This window comes from Hoylesella pleuritidis (assembly GCF_963541955.1).
GTDB classification, from domain to species: domain Bacteria; phylum Bacteroidota; class Bacteroidia; order Bacteroidales; family Bacteroidaceae; genus Prevotella; species Prevotella pleuritidis.
The window spans coordinates 21776-37192 of sequence record NZ_CAUTUT010000005.1 but is presented as its reverse complement, the minus strand read 5'-3'; the positions used below and the strand labels follow the sequence as shown (position 1 = coordinate 37192).

Genomic DNA, 15417 nt, shown 5'->3' with positions numbered 1-15417 from the left:
TCATTCGATACCCGTTTTTCAATTACCGTAATTTACGTAAATCAATTTGATATTCGTCCTTACCCCAAATGATATGACCATCTAAATCAAAATAGTAATCCTTTGCCGTCCATCGTTGACGAGTCATCAGATGAATAGAATCTTTCTTTTTAGACACTTTCTTGATAACAAAACAACCTTTTCTTTTCTCGACTTTGAAGCCGGAACCTATTTTCGAAGATTTTTTTGAATGAGAGTCATAACGCCATAGCTCCTCATTGTCATAAGGTTTAGTTGTTTCGTCCTGTATTTTTGCTACTACAACAAAGATAAAATCACCTTTGGGACTGACAAAAGTATTGAGCATACGGGCATATCCCGATGATGAGAACTCGACATTTTCACTCTTATTTTTAATGACATCGTATCTGAAAAGGCGGTTGTGTAAGCCATAATACAAACAGTGACGCTTATTATCCGTGTATTTTGCAATCACATTCGCCCCTTCGGGTAAATGCTTGGCCATAGCTTTCACCCGATTCGCTATGGGTGTTTGAGCTTGTATCAGAAAAGGAAAAAGAAATAAAATAAAGACGATAATCAGCTTCAAAAAGAGTTTCATTAATTTACTTTTTCTTTTATTCCACATCGGATATAACATTAATACACTGTGTATTTGCATATAAATATCATCTCACTGTTATATGGAAACACCCCTGATGAACCTCATATTTAATATAGCACCTACCCGACTTACGTATGTCGTTAAGCACTTCGCTTAATATCCACTTCAGCGTATCATTTCGAACAGATCGCCGATGAGGTCCGTTGGGCGCCTCGACAGTTTTATACCGGTTATAGCAAACATCGAAAGTAGTACCGTAAAGATGGCAACTGTTCTGTGTAGCATTGCCATTATGCCCACGAAGTTTGGTTACATCGGCCTTACTCCGCATCACACTCGTAACAATGATTTTATGCAGCGGAACACCCTTCAACTGCAAACTGTCGAAGAAATTACGCCCGATATCTTGCAGCAGAACGGCCGCCCGCGGTACTAAGTAAGGGATACTACTGTGCAACCGATCTACACTGAAAAAAGGATTGCTACCCACATACACCAGTTCCGACTTGCGCCGCTCGGCCTCTTGGCGGTCAATAACAGGCTGAACACCGTGTTTGTTAGCCGCGATCAATTGCACATCGTTTTGGTCGGGAAATGCGTTTCCGAAATGAGGAACACTCTTGATCCGATGCTTCGCAATTGTCCCGTCTGCACGGAAGAATCGAGCCCCCTTGCGATTTGCTGTTAATTGGCTTGCGTTTAACGGCAAATCATCGTGAGAAAAGCCGTTAATCGTCGTGTATTTAACGGTATCTGATTTTTCGCTTGTAATTGAGTCGGAATTCGATGTATGTGAAAGCGGTTTCGCTACGGATGGAAAGACCAGCCGAACAAGTGCTAATAACAACACAATCACAGCAAATCCGCTTAGATATCTGTTTTTAGAAAGTTTCATTCAGAATGCTCTCGAATTGGTATGCAAAGGTAACAAATTAATTCAGAACTTGAAATTCGCAATTCGATTTATTTGCAACTTTCATATTTTTAATGTACTTTTGCAACAGAAATATCAAGATTTTTAAGGTTATCAACATTGATAGAGAAGCATATCCTATTAGAAGACATTGATCCGATGATGTTTTATGGCGTCAACAACGGTAATTTGCAGGTCATCAAGTCGCTATTTCCGAAGTTGCGCATCGTAGCCAGAGATAATGTCATTCGCGTGTTGGGCGATGAGGAAGAGATGTGTAAATTTGAAGAAAACACCGAGAACCTACGCCTGCATTTACTACGTTTTAACTCTCTTTCGGAAGAAGACATCCTCGATATCATCAAGCATCGTAAGACCAAAGCAGAGAGTGTGAAAGGCGTTCTCATATATAGTATCTCAGGAAGACCCATCAAAGGGCGTAGCGAAAACCAACAGAAGCTCATCGAAGCATACGAAACACACGATATGTTGTTTGCCGTAGGGCCAGCTGGAACAGGTAAAACCTATCTCAGTATTGCTTTAGCGGTAAAGGCTTTGAAAGAGAAGACGGCCAAAAAGATTATTCTCAGTCGCCCGGCAGTAGAAGCTGGTGAAAAGTTAGGCTTTCTTCCGGGTGATATGAAAGATAAAATCGATCCTTATCTACAGCCGCTTTACGATGCGCTCGAAGATATGCTGCCAGCTGTCAAACTGCAAGATATGATGGAGAAGCACGTCATTCAGATTGCACCATTGGCGTTTATGCGTGGCAGAACATTGAGTGACGCAGTAGTTATACTTGATGAAGCGCAGAATACAACGCCTGCACAGATACGGATGTTCCTCACTCGGATGGGCTGGAATACCAAAATGATCATCACGGGAGATATGACCCAGATTGATCTTCCGCGTGAACAACGTAGCGGCTTGCGTGAAGCCTTGCGGGTATTGGGCAATATCGACGATATTGCTGTCATCACGTTAGGCCAGAAAGACATTGTGCGCCACAAGCTGGTAACAAAGATCGTAAATGCTTATGATACTTACGACAAAGGCAAAGAACAGTGAAACAGACTTAAAACAAGATAGAAATGATGCAAGCACTGACTAAAACCGATTTCCGATTTGATAAACAAAAGAGTGTTTATCACGGTAAGGTACGCGACGTTTACAATATCGACGACGACTTACTGGTGATGGTTGCCACCGACAGAATATCTGCTTTCGATGTCGTTCTACCCAAAGGCATTCCCTTTAAAGGGCAAGTTCTCAATCAGATTGCAGCCCAGTTTTTGGATGCTACACGCGACATCTGCCCTAATTGGAAACTCGCTACGCCAGACCCGATGGTTACCGTGGGACTTAAATGCGAAGGGTTCAGGGTGGAGATGATAATTCGTTCCATCCTCACGGGTAGTGCTTGGCGTGCGTATAAAGACGGAGAGCGCGAGTTGTGTGGTGTTAAATTGCCCGAAGGTATGCGCGAAAACCAACGTTTCCCCGAACCTATCGTTACACCGACAACTAAAGCCGATGAGGGGCACGACCTTAATATCTCGCGTGAAGAGATTATCACTCAAGGCGTGGTAACGGCCGAAGACTACACGATTATCGAAGACTACACACGCAAACTATTTCGTCGCGGACAAGAAATAGCCGCTAAACAGGGACTCATTCTCGTTGACACGAAATACGAATTCGGTAAACGTGACGGTAAGATTTACCTTATCGATGAGATTCATACACCTGATAGCAGTCGCTATTTTTATGCAGATGGCTACGAAGAGAAGTTTGAAAAGGGAGAGCCTCAACGCCAACTCTCTAAGGAGTTTGTGCGCCAATGGCTTATTGAACACGATTTTATGAACGAGCCTGGACAGTCGATGCCCGAAATAACAGATACTTATGCCGAGAGTGTGAGCGACCGCTATATTGAGCTTTACGAGCACATCACAGGCCAGAAGTTTGATAAAGCCATTGAGAATGGCGATATTTCCGCTCGTATCGAACGCAATGTAAAAGCCTATTTGGCTTCGAGATAAATGCCCGATGTACGAACAAGAGAAGATAAAGCCTTACAACGGCCTAGGCGAAAAGGGACGATTAGTGGAACGGATGTTCGATAGTATCGCGCCCACTTATGACACACTGAACCATCGTTTGTCGTTGAATATTGATAAAGGTTGGCGCAAACGGGCTATTAAGCAGTTATTACCCTTTGCCCCGAAAACGGTACTTGATATCGCGACCGGCACCGGCGATTTTGCTATTTTGGCTGCACAGATATTGCAACCAAGTCGACTTGTGGGCGTGGATATATCCCAACGAATGATGGATATCGGCCAGAAAAAAGTGGCAGAAGCGGAATTACGGGGAATAATCTCGTTCGAGAAAGAAGACTGTTTGTCGCTTTCCTTTGCTGACGAGACTTTTGATGCCGTAACCGCAGCATTCGGAATACGCAACTTTCAAGATTTAGACCGCGGATTGACAGAAATGTGTCGAGTGCTGAGAAAAGGCGGACACCTAAGCATTGTCGAGTTAACCGCTCCCATTTCTGCCCCGATGCGCTGGCTGTTCAAGGTTTATTCGCACACGTTTCTGCCCCTGTACGGCCGACTGATTTCCAAAGATAAGGAAGCTTATCGCTATCTCACGGCCACCATTGAAGCCTTTCCACAAGGCGATCGAATGGTGGATATCCTGCGTAAAGCAGGCTTTTCTAAGGCCAGTTACAGGCGACTCACATTCGGCGTTTGCACAATGTATTTCGCAACCAAATAGTTTTTAGTCTGCTACATATTATGAACATAACAACCAAGAGCGATGGATAAATATGGATTAATCGGCTATCCACTGGGGCATTCTTTCTCGGTGGGCTTCTTTAATGAGAAGTTCGAGAACGAAGGAATCGATGCGCAGTACATCAACTATGAAATTCCGTCTATTGAAAACTTGCGAGAGATTCTTGATTCAACGCCTAATTTATGTGGGCTTAATGTTACCCTGCCGTACAAAGAACAGGTAATCGACTACCTGGATGCCATTACGCCTGAAGCCGAAGCCATCGGAGCAGTGAACGTGATACGTGTAACACACAACGGAAAGAAGACTTTGCTTAAAGGATACAATAGTGATGTAATCGGTTTCAGCAAGAGTATTGAGCCTCTGTTTGAGCCTTGCCATAAGAAAGCGCTTATTTTAGGCACCGGCGGAGCATCCAAAGCGATCGATTATGGACTGCGTTCACTCGGGTTGAAAACTCTTTTTGTGAGTCGCAGTGACACCCATCCCAATACAATTCAATATGAAAGGCTTACGCCGGAAGACATTCGCGAGTATAATGTAATCGTTAATTGCACGCCCGTTGGTATGTATCCGCACGCTGACGAATGCCCTAACCTACCCTATGAAGCGATGAATAGTCATACGCTTTTATACGATTTGATTTACAATCCAGACGAAACGCTCTTTATGAAACGTGGAAAAGCGCAGGGAGCGACCGTTAAAAACGGTCTCGAAATGCTGCTTTTGCAAGCGTTCGCAAGTTGGGACTTCTGGCACGAACGATAAAACAGACACATTTCAATATGGAAAACAGATATATGATGCGCGGTGTAAGTGCCGCCAAAGAGGATGTTCACAATGCGATTAAGCATATTGACAAAGGCCTTTATCCACAAGCCTTCTGTAAAATAATACCTGATGTGCTGGGTGGCGACCCCGAATATTGCAACATTATGCATGCAGACGGGGCAGGAACAAAGTCGGCTTTGGCTTATATGTACTGGAAAGAGACGGGCAACTTGCGTGTTTGGAAAGGCATTGCACAGGATGCCGTGGTGATGAATACAGACGATTTGCTGTGTGTGGGAGCCGTAGACAACATCTTGGTTTCAAGCACAATCGGGCGCAATAAACTATTGGTGCCAGGCGAAGTAATCGCTGCTATCATCAATGGAACAGACGAGCTGCTGGCCGAAATGCGCCGAATGGGCATCGGAATATACCCCACTGGCGGCGAAACGGCTGATGTCGGCGACCTTGTTCGCACGATTATCGTCGATTCAACCGTAATGTGTCGGATGAAAAGAGCTGATATAATCGATAACGCCAACATACGACCTGGTGACGTAATTGTGGGACTTTCGTCTACGGGTAAGGCTGTTTATGAAGACCGTTATAATGGAGGTATGGGCAGTAACGGACTCACCAGCGCCCGCCACGATGTCTTTTCAAAATATCTCGCGGCGCTTTATCCCGAGAGTTTCGATCACAATATGCCCGAGAAATTGGTTTACAGTGGACACAAAAAACTGACAGATGCCATAGAAGGACTATCTCTTGATGCCGGACAATTGATGCTTTCGCCTACGCGAACGTATGCACCCGTTATCAAACGCGTACTGGATAAGCATCGTGCTGACATTCATGGAATGGTGCATTGCACCGGAGGCGCACAGACAAAAGTGCTGCATTTCGTGGGCGATAACTGTCGCGTAGTAAAAGATCATCTGTTCCCCACTCCCCCACTTTTCCGTATGATCCAAGCTGAAAGCGGCACTCCGTGGCAAGAGATGTACCAAGTCTTCAATATGGGTCACCGTATGGAGTTATACGTTCAGCCCGAAATTGCCGACGCGATTATGGCTATCAGTCAGTCATTCGGCATCGATGCGCAGGTTATAGGACATATAGAAGAAGGCCCACGAGCGCTGACCATCTACTCCGAATACGGAACATTCAACTATTAAATATGGCAGAACAAAATACAATATTAGAGAAATTAGACGGTTTGGAGAGCCGTTATGAAGAAGTTTCGACGCTGATTACTGATCCAAATGTTATCGCAGAACAAGACCGTTACGTCAAACTTACACGCGAATATAAGGAACTTGGTGATATTATGGACGCCCGCAAGCGTTACATCGATTGTCTAAATGCTATCCGTGAGGCCAAAGATTTGCTGACTAATGAGAGTGATCCCGATATGCGGGAAATGGCTCGTGAGGAACTGCAAACCAATGAATCGCTGCAACCCCGGATAGAAGAAGAGATCAAACTGGCGCTTATTCCCAAAGATCCCGAAGATGCCAAGAACGTCCAGATGGAGATTCGCGCTGGTGCAGGAGGTGATGAGGCTGCCCTGTTTGCAGGCGATCTATTTCAAATGTATAAGAAATTCTGCGACTCAAAGAGTTGGTCTCTCTCTGTAACCAGTGCAAGTGAAGGAGCAGTGGGCGGCTTCAAGGAAATCGATTTTGCCGTGAGCGGCAACGGGGTTTACGGCATATTGAAATATGAATCAGGCGTACACCGTGTTCAACGAGTGCCTGCCACCGAGACGCAGGGCCGTATGCACACCTCGGCTGCAACGGTAGCCGTGCTGCCCGAAGCCGATAAATTCGAAGTCAACATCAGCGAAGGTGACATTAAATGGGATACGTTTCGTAGCTCGGGAGCCGGCGGACAGAATGTGAATAAGGTAGAATCTGGTGTACGTCTACGTTATCCGTGGAAGAATCCCAACACAGGCGAGACGGAAGAAATACTCATCGAGTGTACTGAAACGCGCGATCAGCCCAAGAACAAAGAGCGAGCGCTTTCGCGTCTGCGTACATTCATCTATGATAGAGAGCATCAGAAGTATGTCGATGACATTGCAAACCGCCGAAAAAGTCTTGTTTCTACGGGCGATCGCTCGGCTAAAATCCGTACCTATAACTTCCCCCAAGGTCGCGTTACCGACCATCGTATCGGCTATACGACGCACGATCTGCAAGGCTTTTTGGGTGGAAACATCCAAGATATGATTGATGCGCTCACTGTGGCAGAGAATGCCGAGCGAATGAAAGAAAGTGAATTATAAAATCATTAATCTATGAACAGACAGCAACTCATTGAACAAATCTTTGCCAAACGCACCTTTTTGTGCGTAGGCTTAGATACAGATGTCCGCAAAATTCCTGCTCCTCTGCGAACGAGCAACGATCCGATCTTCGACTTCAACAAAGCGATCATTGACGCGACAGCTCCTTTCTGCGTAGCTTATAAGCCCAATTTAGCCTTTTACGAGTGCTTGGGCGTGAAAGGAATGCAGGCTTTCGAACGTACTATATGTTATCTGAAAGACGTTTATCCGCAGCATTTCATCATCGCTGATGCCAAACGCGGCGATATCGGTAATACGTCGGCAATGTATGCTCGTACCTTTTTTGAGGAGTACAATATAGATGCACTCACTGTTGCTCCTTATATGGGCGAAGATAGTGTAACACCTTTCCTCTCCTATCCTGATAAATGGGTCATCCTGCTTACATTGACTAGCAATAAAGGTTCGCGTGATTTTCAACTAACAGAAGATGCCAGTGGCGAGCGACTTTTTGAAAAAGTATTGTGCAAATCACAAATGTGGGGCGACAACGAACATATAATGTATGTTGTTGGAGCTACACAAGGACAGATGTTTGAAGATATTCGGCGACTCGCTCCCACGCATTTTCTTTTAGTTCCGGGTGTCGGTGCACAAGGTGGGAGCCTGCAAGAGGTGTGCCGATATGGGATGATCGAAGACTGTGGACTACTTATCAACAGCAGTCGCGGCATCATTTATGCCAGTCAAGGTACAGACTTTGCCGAAGTTGCTGCACAGAAAGCACAAGAGCTTCAACAACAGATGGAAATAGAATTAATGAATATTAGATAACACCCTCATTCTCTTTATGTTATAATTAACCGTTAATCGGTATTCGATTAACGGTTAATTGTAAGGTAAAAAGCCATTAAATACAACACAACTAATCATTAGTTGCAATGCGAAAAGCCGTTAATTATCAGACAACAAAAATAAACAATAAAAACAACTGATAATCAGCAAGATAACACTTATATCTAAACATCTACTTTATTGAGACTTCAGCCATTTTATTTTTCAATTGAGAAATGAACATTCCGTAATTATTTTCTCTTAGTTTCGGTCGCTTTCAATATAGCGAAAAATATTAGTATCATACGATTTATATTCAATCCAAAATCTATTTGTGTAAAATTGTTTTGGCACTTATTATTTTTCAATGAACTGTCAACTTTCAAAAAAAACGACAAATATTAGATTTCTTGATCCCATTTCTGCCCAAAAATTGCTATATTTGCAGAATTAAATCAAGTAACTGACAGAAATGGAGTTTACAGCAGGGCAGATTGCCCAGTTTATTCAAGGTAAAGTCGATGGCGATGAAAGTGCTATCGTCAATACTTTTGCCAAGATTGAGGAAGGCGTTCCGGGTGCAATCTCGTTCTTATCAAATCCAAAATATACACATTATATATATAATACACAGTCGAGTGTAGTACTGATCGATGAAAGTATTGAGCTTACTCAGCCCGTCACAACAACGCTGATACGCGTAAAAAATGCTTATGAGTGTGTTGCCAAACTGTTACAGATGTACGAATCGACTAAATCCAAGAAGTGCGGTATCGATTCGTTGGCTTTCGTTTCGCCGACAGCGAAAATCGGTGAAAACAGCTATGTAGGTGCCTTTGCCTATATCGGCGACGGTGTAGAGGTTGGTAACGGAAGTCAAATTTATCCGCACGCTGTACTCTGTGACAATGTGAAGGTGGGCGAAGACTGTGTGATCTATCCTAATGTCACGGTTTATCACGGTTGCAAACTGGGTCATCGTGTTATCCTTCACGCAGGAAGCGTGATCGGATCAGATGGATTTGGTTTCGCTCCTACATCTGAGGGCTATGATAAAATACCGCAAATCGGCATCGTGACCATTGAAGATGATGTAGAGATCGGCGCCAACACATGTATCGATCGATCGACAATGGGCAGCACTCATATCCGTAAAGGTGTAAAGTTGGATAATTTGGTACAAATCGCTCACAATACAGATATTGGCGAAAACACGGTGATGTCAGCACAAGTGGGCATCGCCGGAAGCACGAAGGTTGGAAATTGGTGTATGTTAGGCGGTCAGGTAGGTATTGCCGGACATATAACTATTGGCGATAAAGTATTCTTAGGTGCTCAATCGGGTGTTCCCGGAAATCTGGAAAGTGACCAAGCGCTCATTGGGACACCTCCAATGAAGCCCAAGAATTATTTCAGGTCGCAAGCCATCTTCCGCAAATTACCGGAGATGTATAAGCAAATCGATGCCCTACAAAAGAGAATTGAAGAATTAGAAAAGAAATAAATACGAGAAGAATTATGCTGAAACAGAATACACTGAAAGGTAGTTTCTCTCTTTGTGGCAAAGGTTTGCACACGGGATTGAGCCTTACCGTTACCTTTAATCCGGCTCCTGAGAACACGGGTTATAAGATTCAACGCATCGACCTGGAGAGTCAGCCTATCATAGATGCCATTGCCGAGAATGTTGTCGACACACAGCGAGGCACCATTTTAGCCAAAGGTGATGTGCGTGTATCTACCGTTGAACACGGACTTGCGGCTCTTTACGCCCTCGGAGTGGACAATTGCCTCATTCAAGTCAACGGTCCTGAGTTTCCGATTCTTGACGGATCGGCTACTATGTATGTTGAGAAAATCCATCAAATCGGCCTCGAAGAACAGAGTGCACCTAAGGACTACTACATCATCCGACATAAAATCGAAGTAAAGGACGAGACTACCGGATCGTGTGTTACCATTCTCCCGGATGACCAGTTCAGCATTACGGCGATGTGTTCTTTCGATTCCAAATTTATCAATAGCCAGTTTGCAACGCTTGATAATATCGATGACTTTGCCGAAGAGATTGCTCCTGCACGAACATTCGTCTTTGTTCGTGACATCGAACCGCTGTTAAAGGCTAACTTGATCAAAGGCGGCGACTTGGATAATGCCATTGTTATCTATGAGCGTCAGACCAACCAAGCGCTCTTGGACCAATTAGCCGACCAGTTAAAAGTGTCTCATATGGATGCCACTAAGCTGGGATATATCCAGCACAAACCGTTAGTTTGGGAGAATGAATGCACTCGTCATAAACTGCTCGATGTCATCGGCGACATGGCTTTAATCGGAAAGCCTATCAAAGGGCGTATTGTCGCAACACGTCCGGGACATACCATTAATAACAAATTTGCCCGTTTGATTCGCAAAGAAATCCGAAAACACGAAATTCAAGCACCTATTTATGATCCAAACGACCCACCCGTAATGGATAACAGTCGCATTCGCGAGTTGCTTCCACATCGTTATCCGATGCAATTGGTAGACAAAATCATTTCAATGGGGCCTAATAGTATCGTCGGAGTCAAGAATGTAACGAGCAACGAACCGTTTTTTGTAGGTCATTTCCCCCAAGAACCGGTAATGCCCGGTGTCTTGCAAATCGAGGCAATGGCGCAATGCGGTGGTCTGTTGGTACTCAATCAGCTTGAAGAACCTGAACGATGGTCTACTTATTTTATGAAAATCGACGAGGTAAAGTTCCGTCAAAAAGTGGTTCCAGGCGATACTTTGCTATTCAGAGTAGAACTTTTACACCCCGTAAGACACGGTGTCAGCTCGATGAAAGGCTATATGTTCGTTGGCGATCACGTTGTTTCGGAAGCCACATTTACGGCACAGATTGTTAAGAATAAATGATGAACGGTTATGAATAAGATCAGTCCATTAGCCTACGTACACCCGGAAGCCAAGCTCGGCAACGGTAATGTCATCGGCCCTTTCTGTTTTATCGATCGCAATACGGTCATCGGTGACAATAATATTTTTCAAAACAGCGTTACCATTAACTATGGAGCCAGACTGGGAAACGGCAATGAAATCTTTCCCGGCGCAAGTGTTTCTACCAAGCCTCAGGACTTGAAGTTTAAAGGGGAAGACTCAACTTGCGAGATCGGCGACAACAATAGTATTCGCGAAAATGTAACTATCTCGCGCGGAACAGCCTCGAAAGGTACCACGATTGTGGGTAATAATAACCTTTTGATGGAGAATATGCACATTGCACATGACTGTATTTTCGGATCAAATCTCATCATCGGGAATTCCACAAAATTTGGAGGCGAGGTCGTAGTAGATGATAATGCGATTGTCAGTGCAGAGGTTTTGTGTCACCAGTTCTGCCATATCGGTGGCTATGTGATGGTGCAAGGCGGTAGTCGTACAAGTCAGGACGTGCCGCCTTACGTGATTGCAGGGAAAGAACCGATACGTTATGCGGGTATCAACATTGTGGGATTACGTCGCCGCGGATTCAGTAACGAACTGATAGAACTTATTCACGAGGCTTATCGTCTGCTCTATTCAAAAGGTGTCCGAGCCGAAGGTATCCTCGAAATCAAAAAGAATCTGCGCATAACTCCGGAAATTCAGTACATCATCGACTTTGTAGAATCATCCGGACGAGGTATTATCAAGTAGGCTAAATCGTGTCGTGCGGTTTGCATTTTCAATCCGATGAATACGCTGATCGTCGTTGTTGGTCCCACTGGTGTCGGTAAAACGGAAACGTGTTTACAGCTTGCCAAACACGAAATAAGTCCAATTATCAATGCCGACTCACGCCAGATATTCAGAGAATTGCCTATCGGTACGGCCGCGCCCACGGCAGAACAGCAACGATGTGTGCAACACTTTTTTGTCGGGAATCACAGTATCCAAGATTATTATAGTGCTGCTTGTTTTGAGAAAGATGTTCTTTCATTGCTCAATCAACTATTTCTTACAGGACAAAAACGAGTTATTCTGTCAGGCGGTAGTATGATGTATATAGACGCTGTATGTAAAGGTATTGACGATATACCCACCGTTGATGACAATACTCGTCAATGGATGAAACGACGTTTGGCTGACGAGGGATTACCTGCATTGGTAGAAGAGCTTCGGACACTTGATCCGGTACACTACAAAATCGTTGATCGGAATAATCCGCGAAGAATTGTTCACGCCTTAGAAATATGCCATATGACGGGCCAAACCTATTCATCTTTTCGCCGGAATACTGTCAAAAAGCGACCATTTCATATCATAAAGGTGGGGTTGAACCGCCCTCGTGAAGAACTATATGATCGTATCAACAAACGCGTTGAGCAGATGATAACCAACGGATTGCTTGAAGAAGCACGGCGTGTGTATCCTTATCGCGAACTGAATGCCCTCAACACTGTAGGCTATCGTGAGCTCTTCGATTATTTTTCAGGTCAAATTCCATTAGAAGAGGCTGTTAGGCGTATTCAGTCGAATACTCGACAGTATTGTCGTAAACAGCTTACGTGGTTCAAACGAGATGTAGATATCCGATGGTTTGCACCTGACAACATTGAAGAAATCATAAATTATATAGATGAAAAATGCTGAATACGAACTTATTTTTGTATTTTTGTGATTCTAAAAACTCTCTGCCCGATCAGCAGAAAACAGTGAAACGATTATGAATAAGGTTCAGAAAGCATTCTCTTGGATCATTAGAAGGCCTCGTGTTTTTTGGCTTTGGTACAAAGGTTTGTATAAAGGCAGAGCGTGGTATACCAAGACTTGCGTTGCATTTGTATCAAGTACCCTTGCCCTTTTCTTGTATCTCGGGATGGTAGACATCAACTTTCTTTGGTTGTTCGGTAAGTCTCCGGGGTTCGCCCAGATTATGCATCCCAACACATCAGAGGCTTCCGAAATTTACAGTGCAGACAACAAGCTCATCGGAAAATACTTCAATGAAAACCGAACTCCTGTCAAATACGATGAGGTAAACCCACAATTTTGGCACGCTTTGGTAGATACAGAGGATGAAAGGTTCTATCATCACTTCGGCATTGACTTCCAAGGAATGTTTGCAGCAATGAAAGACGCACTCATTCACCACGATGCGCGCGGTGCATCTACTATCACCCAGCAGTTGGCTAAGAATATGTTTCGTGTGCGAACACAATATTCCACAGGGCTCATTGGTAAGATTCCGGGTATTCGCATACTTGTAATGAAAAGCAAGGAATGGATTATTGCCTTGAAACTCGAAATGCTTTACGATAAGAAAGACATCATTACGATGTACGCCAATACCGTAGACTTCGGCTCGAATGCCTTTGGAATCAAAACGGCTTGTAAGACTTACTTCAACACAACACCTAAAAATATTACCACAGAACAGGCCGCCGTACTTGTAGGTATGCTCAAAGCCACTACGCACTACAACCCTATTACCAATCCGCAAAACAGTCTTCGGCGTCGGAATGTGGTTTTGAACAATATGGTTGCACATGGAGATTTGTCCAAACAAGTGTTTGACTCGCTCTCGGTAGAACCGATCAAGCTTAATTATAGTGTTGAAACCAATTATGACGGGCAAGCAAAATACTTCCGCGAAGCTGTTGCTGACTATCTCAAAGACTGGTGTCGCGACAACGGTTACGATCTTTACAGTAGCGGATTGAAAATATACACCACCATCGACACACGTTTACAGAAATATGCCGAAGATGCAGCTATCAAGCAGATGAAACAGATACAGCGCAACTTCAACAATCATTGGGGCAACCGCGACCCGTGGATCGATGAGAATGGAAAGGTGATTCCTAATTTCATTGAGGGCATAGCCCAACGCCAACCCGTGTATAAGTCATTAGTGGCAAGGTTTCCCAACAATCCTGATTCCATTAAATATTATCTCAATAAACCACATACCGTCAAGTTGTTTGATTATGAAAAGGGTACAATTGAGAAAGAACTGTCTACGATGGACTCCATTCGGTATATGGTTCACTTTATGCATTGCGCCTTTTTAGCGATGGAACCGCAGACAGGAGCAGTGAAAGCATGGGTAGGCGACATCGATTTCAACTCGTGGAAATATGATAAAGTAACAGCAATGCGCCAACCCGGATCTACGTTTAAACTCTTTGTCTATACCGAAGCAATGAATCAGGGGCTGACGCCTTGTGATAAACGGCGCGATGAATATATCTCGATGCAAGTGTATGACAAACGTAAACACGAGATGACAACGTGGACGCCTTCCAATGCCAACGGCTCTTTTTCAGGCGATTCGATGGCCTTGAAGTCAGCGTTTGCACGCAGTATCAATTCTGTGGCTGTGCGTTTGGGACAAGAAATGGGAATCTCGCGTATTATCGAGACAGCTCATAAGATGGGTATAAAGAGTCCATTAGACAACGCACCATCGCTTGCCTTGGGTTCGAGCGATGTTAATTTGCTCGAGATGGTAAATGCTTATGCAACGGTGGCCAATGATGGGAAGCATCACGAACCAGTCTTAGTGACTCGCATCTTAGATAAAGACGGCAATGAAGTTTATGCTGTCCCCACAGGCGAAGAGCAGGCAATACCGTATAAAAGTGCATTTCTCGTTCAGCAATTGTTAGAAAGCGGAATGCGTGAACCTGGTGGAACATCAATGGCTTTATGGGGATATGTGGGCAATTATCGCGATACCGACTTCGGCGGTAAAACCGGAACATCGAATAATCATTCTGATGCGTGGTTTATGGGCGTAAGTCCTAAGCTCGTTGTTGGTGCTTGGGTGGGCGGTGAATACAGGTCGATCCATTTCCGCACAGGAGCTTTGGGGCAGGGCAGTCGTACGGCCCTGCCGATATGTGGTTATTTTTTGCAGGCCGTTTTCAAAGATCCGGCATTCAAACATTATCACAGCAAGTTTCCACCGGCCAAAGATGATGATATCACGCGCGATATGTACAACTGCGCAAGCTATTATACACCAGTGCGTCGAGACACCACCCATAGTGACAGTACGATTGTTTCTGAGGGCGAAGTGATGCTTGACGAGAATGGCAATCCCATCGTCCAGCCTGCAATTCCGAATGAGGGAGAAAGCGATAAGACTGAGAAAAAGGAGGGAAAACGTACTCGCCCCACTGAGCGTGAGGTGAATTTAGATGACTTGTGAGTCCAAACGAC

Annotated in this window: 14 protein-coding genes; 12 read left to right on the top strand and 2 right to left on the bottom strand. The window is 44.4% G+C overall.

The genetic code is table 11. The features are described from left to right. Positions 1-22: 22 nt before the first annotated feature. Together RWY97_RS03140 and RWY97_RS03135 are read right to left on the bottom strand one after the other, a co-directional pair. Positions 23-601, bottom strand: a complete 579-nt coding sequence (locus RWY97_RS03140) for a hypothetical protein (protein WP_315565483.1) — start codon at positions 599-601, stop codon at positions 23-25. A gap of 67 nt (positions 602-668) precedes the next feature. Continuing rightward, complete coding sequence (locus RWY97_RS03135; RefSeq protein WP_315565482.1) at positions 669-1499, bottom strand: DUF5715 family protein; 831 nt, start codon at positions 1497-1499, stop codon at positions 669-671. Positions 1500-1637: 138 nt separating this feature from the next. Between RWY97_RS03135 and RWY97_RS03130 the strand changes: the two genes are divergently transcribed. From RWY97_RS03130 to RWY97_RS03075, 12 genes are all read left to right on the top strand, one after another. Further along, the gene (locus RWY97_RS03130; RefSeq protein WP_315565480.1) at positions 1638-2585 is read left to right on the top strand and encodes a PhoH family protein; all 948 of its coding nucleotides are present in this window, start codon (positions 1638-1640) and stop codon (positions 2583-2585) included. Positions 2586-2611: 26 nt separating this feature from the next. Then, complete coding sequence (locus RWY97_RS03125) at positions 2612-3559, top strand: phosphoribosylaminoimidazolesuccinocarboxamide synthase (RefSeq protein ID WP_315565545.1); 948 nt, start codon at positions 2612-2614, stop codon at positions 3557-3559. 7 nt (positions 3560-3566) lie between these two features. Then, on the top strand, positions 3567-4301 hold the full coding sequence (gene ubiE, locus RWY97_RS03120; RefSeq protein ID WP_315565479.1) for a bifunctional demethylmenaquinone methyltransferase/2-methoxy-6-polyprenyl-1,4-benzoquinol methylase UbiE: 735 nt from the start codon (positions 3567-3569) through the stop codon (positions 4299-4301). Between the two features lie 42 nt (positions 4302-4343). Beyond that, the gene (locus RWY97_RS03115; protein WP_024991308.1) at positions 4344-5090 is read left to right on the top strand and encodes a shikimate dehydrogenase family protein; all 747 of its coding nucleotides are present in this window, start codon (positions 4344-4346) and stop codon (positions 5088-5090) included. Positions 5091-5107: 17 nt separating this feature from the next. After that, positions 5108-6271 (top strand): AIR synthase-related protein, encoded by a 1164-nt coding sequence (locus tag RWY97_RS03110; protein ID WP_315565477.1) that lies wholly within the window; start codon positions 5108-5110, stop codon positions 6269-6271. A 2-nt stretch (positions 6272-6273) separates the two neighbouring features. Further along, positions 6274-7386 (top strand): peptide chain release factor 1, encoded by a 1113-nt coding sequence (prfA, locus tag RWY97_RS03105; protein ID WP_024991306.1) that lies wholly within the window; start codon positions 6274-6276, stop codon positions 7384-7386. Positions 7387-7398: 12 nt separating this feature from the next. Next, positions 7399-8223: an orotidine-5'-phosphate decarboxylase gene (pyrF, locus tag RWY97_RS03100; protein ID WP_273178035.1), complete on the top strand. Its 825-nt coding sequence runs from the start codon at positions 7399-7401 to the stop codon at positions 8221-8223. 472 nt (positions 8224-8695) lie between these two features. Then, complete coding sequence (lpxD, locus tag RWY97_RS03095; RefSeq protein WP_315565475.1) at positions 8696-9727, top strand: UDP-3-O-(3-hydroxymyristoyl)glucosamine N-acyltransferase; 1032 nt, start codon at positions 8696-8698, stop codon at positions 9725-9727. A 14-nt stretch (positions 9728-9741) separates the two neighbouring features. Continuing rightward, positions 9742-11127, top strand: a complete 1386-nt coding sequence (locus RWY97_RS03090) for a bifunctional UDP-3-O-[3-hydroxymyristoyl] N-acetylglucosamine deacetylase/3-hydroxyacyl-ACP dehydratase (RefSeq protein ID WP_021584304.1) — start codon at positions 9742-9744, stop codon at positions 11125-11127. Positions 11128-11136: 9 nt separating this feature from the next. Then, positions 11137-11907 (top strand): acyl-ACP--UDP-N-acetylglucosamine O-acyltransferase, encoded by a 771-nt coding sequence (lpxA, locus tag RWY97_RS03085; protein ID WP_273178240.1) that lies wholly within the window; start codon positions 11137-11139, stop codon positions 11905-11907. Positions 11908-11943: 36 nt separating this feature from the next. Further along, positions 11944-12843: a tRNA (adenosine(37)-N6)-dimethylallyltransferase MiaA gene (miaA, locus tag RWY97_RS03080; protein ID WP_024991303.1), complete on the top strand. Its 900-nt coding sequence runs from the start codon at positions 11944-11946 to the stop codon at positions 12841-12843. 73 nt (positions 12844-12916) lie between these two features. Next, positions 12917-15406: a transglycosylase domain-containing protein gene (locus RWY97_RS03075; RefSeq protein WP_315565471.1), complete on the top strand. Its 2490-nt coding sequence runs from the start codon at positions 12917-12919 to the stop codon at positions 15404-15406. Positions 15407-15417 lie beyond the last annotated feature (11 nt).

What these genes read in the sequence shown, in the direction of transcription:
- RWY97_RS03140 (WP_315565483.1), bottom strand. Translation starts at nt 601, where the DNA reads ATGAAACTCTTTTTGAAGCTGATTATCGTCTTTATTTTATTTCTTTTT.
- RWY97_RS03135 (WP_315565482.1), bottom strand. Translation starts at nt 1,499, where the DNA reads ATGAAACTTTCTAAAAACAGATATCTAAGCGGATTTGCTGTGATTGTG.
- RWY97_RS03125 (WP_315565545.1), top strand. Translation starts at nt 2,612, where the DNA reads ATGCAAGCACTGACTAAAACCGATTTCCGATTTGATAAACAAAAGAGT.
- ubiE (WP_315565479.1), top strand. Translation starts at nt 3,567, where the DNA reads ATGTACGAACAAGAGAAGATAAAGCCTTACAACGGCCTAGGCGAAAAG.
- RWY97_RS03115 (WP_024991308.1), top strand. Translation starts at nt 4,344, where the DNA reads ATGGATAAATATGGATTAATCGGCTATCCACTGGGGCATTCTTTCTCG.
- RWY97_RS03110 (WP_315565477.1), top strand. Translation starts at nt 5,108, where the DNA reads ATGGAAAACAGATATATGATGCGCGGTGTAAGTGCCGCCAAAGAGGAT.
- prfA (WP_024991306.1), top strand. Translation starts at nt 6,274, where the DNA reads ATGGCAGAACAAAATACAATATTAGAGAAATTAGACGGTTTGGAGAGC.
- pyrF (WP_273178035.1), top strand. Translation starts at nt 7,399, where the DNA reads ATGAACAGACAGCAACTCATTGAACAAATCTTTGCCAAACGCACCTTT.
- lpxD (WP_315565475.1), top strand. Translation starts at nt 8,696, where the DNA reads ATGGAGTTTACAGCAGGGCAGATTGCCCAGTTTATTCAAGGTAAAGTC.
- RWY97_RS03090 (WP_021584304.1), top strand. Translation starts at nt 9,742, where the DNA reads ATGCTGAAACAGAATACACTGAAAGGTAGTTTCTCTCTTTGTGGCAAA.
- lpxA (WP_273178240.1), top strand. Translation starts at nt 11,137, where the DNA reads ATGAATAAGATCAGTCCATTAGCCTACGTACACCCGGAAGCCAAGCTC.
- miaA (WP_024991303.1), top strand. Translation starts at nt 11,944, where the DNA reads ATGAATACGCTGATCGTCGTTGTTGGTCCCACTGGTGTCGGTAAAACG.
- RWY97_RS03075 (WP_315565471.1), top strand. Translation starts at nt 12,917, where the DNA reads ATGAATAAGGTTCAGAAAGCATTCTCTTGGATCATTAGAAGGCCTCGT.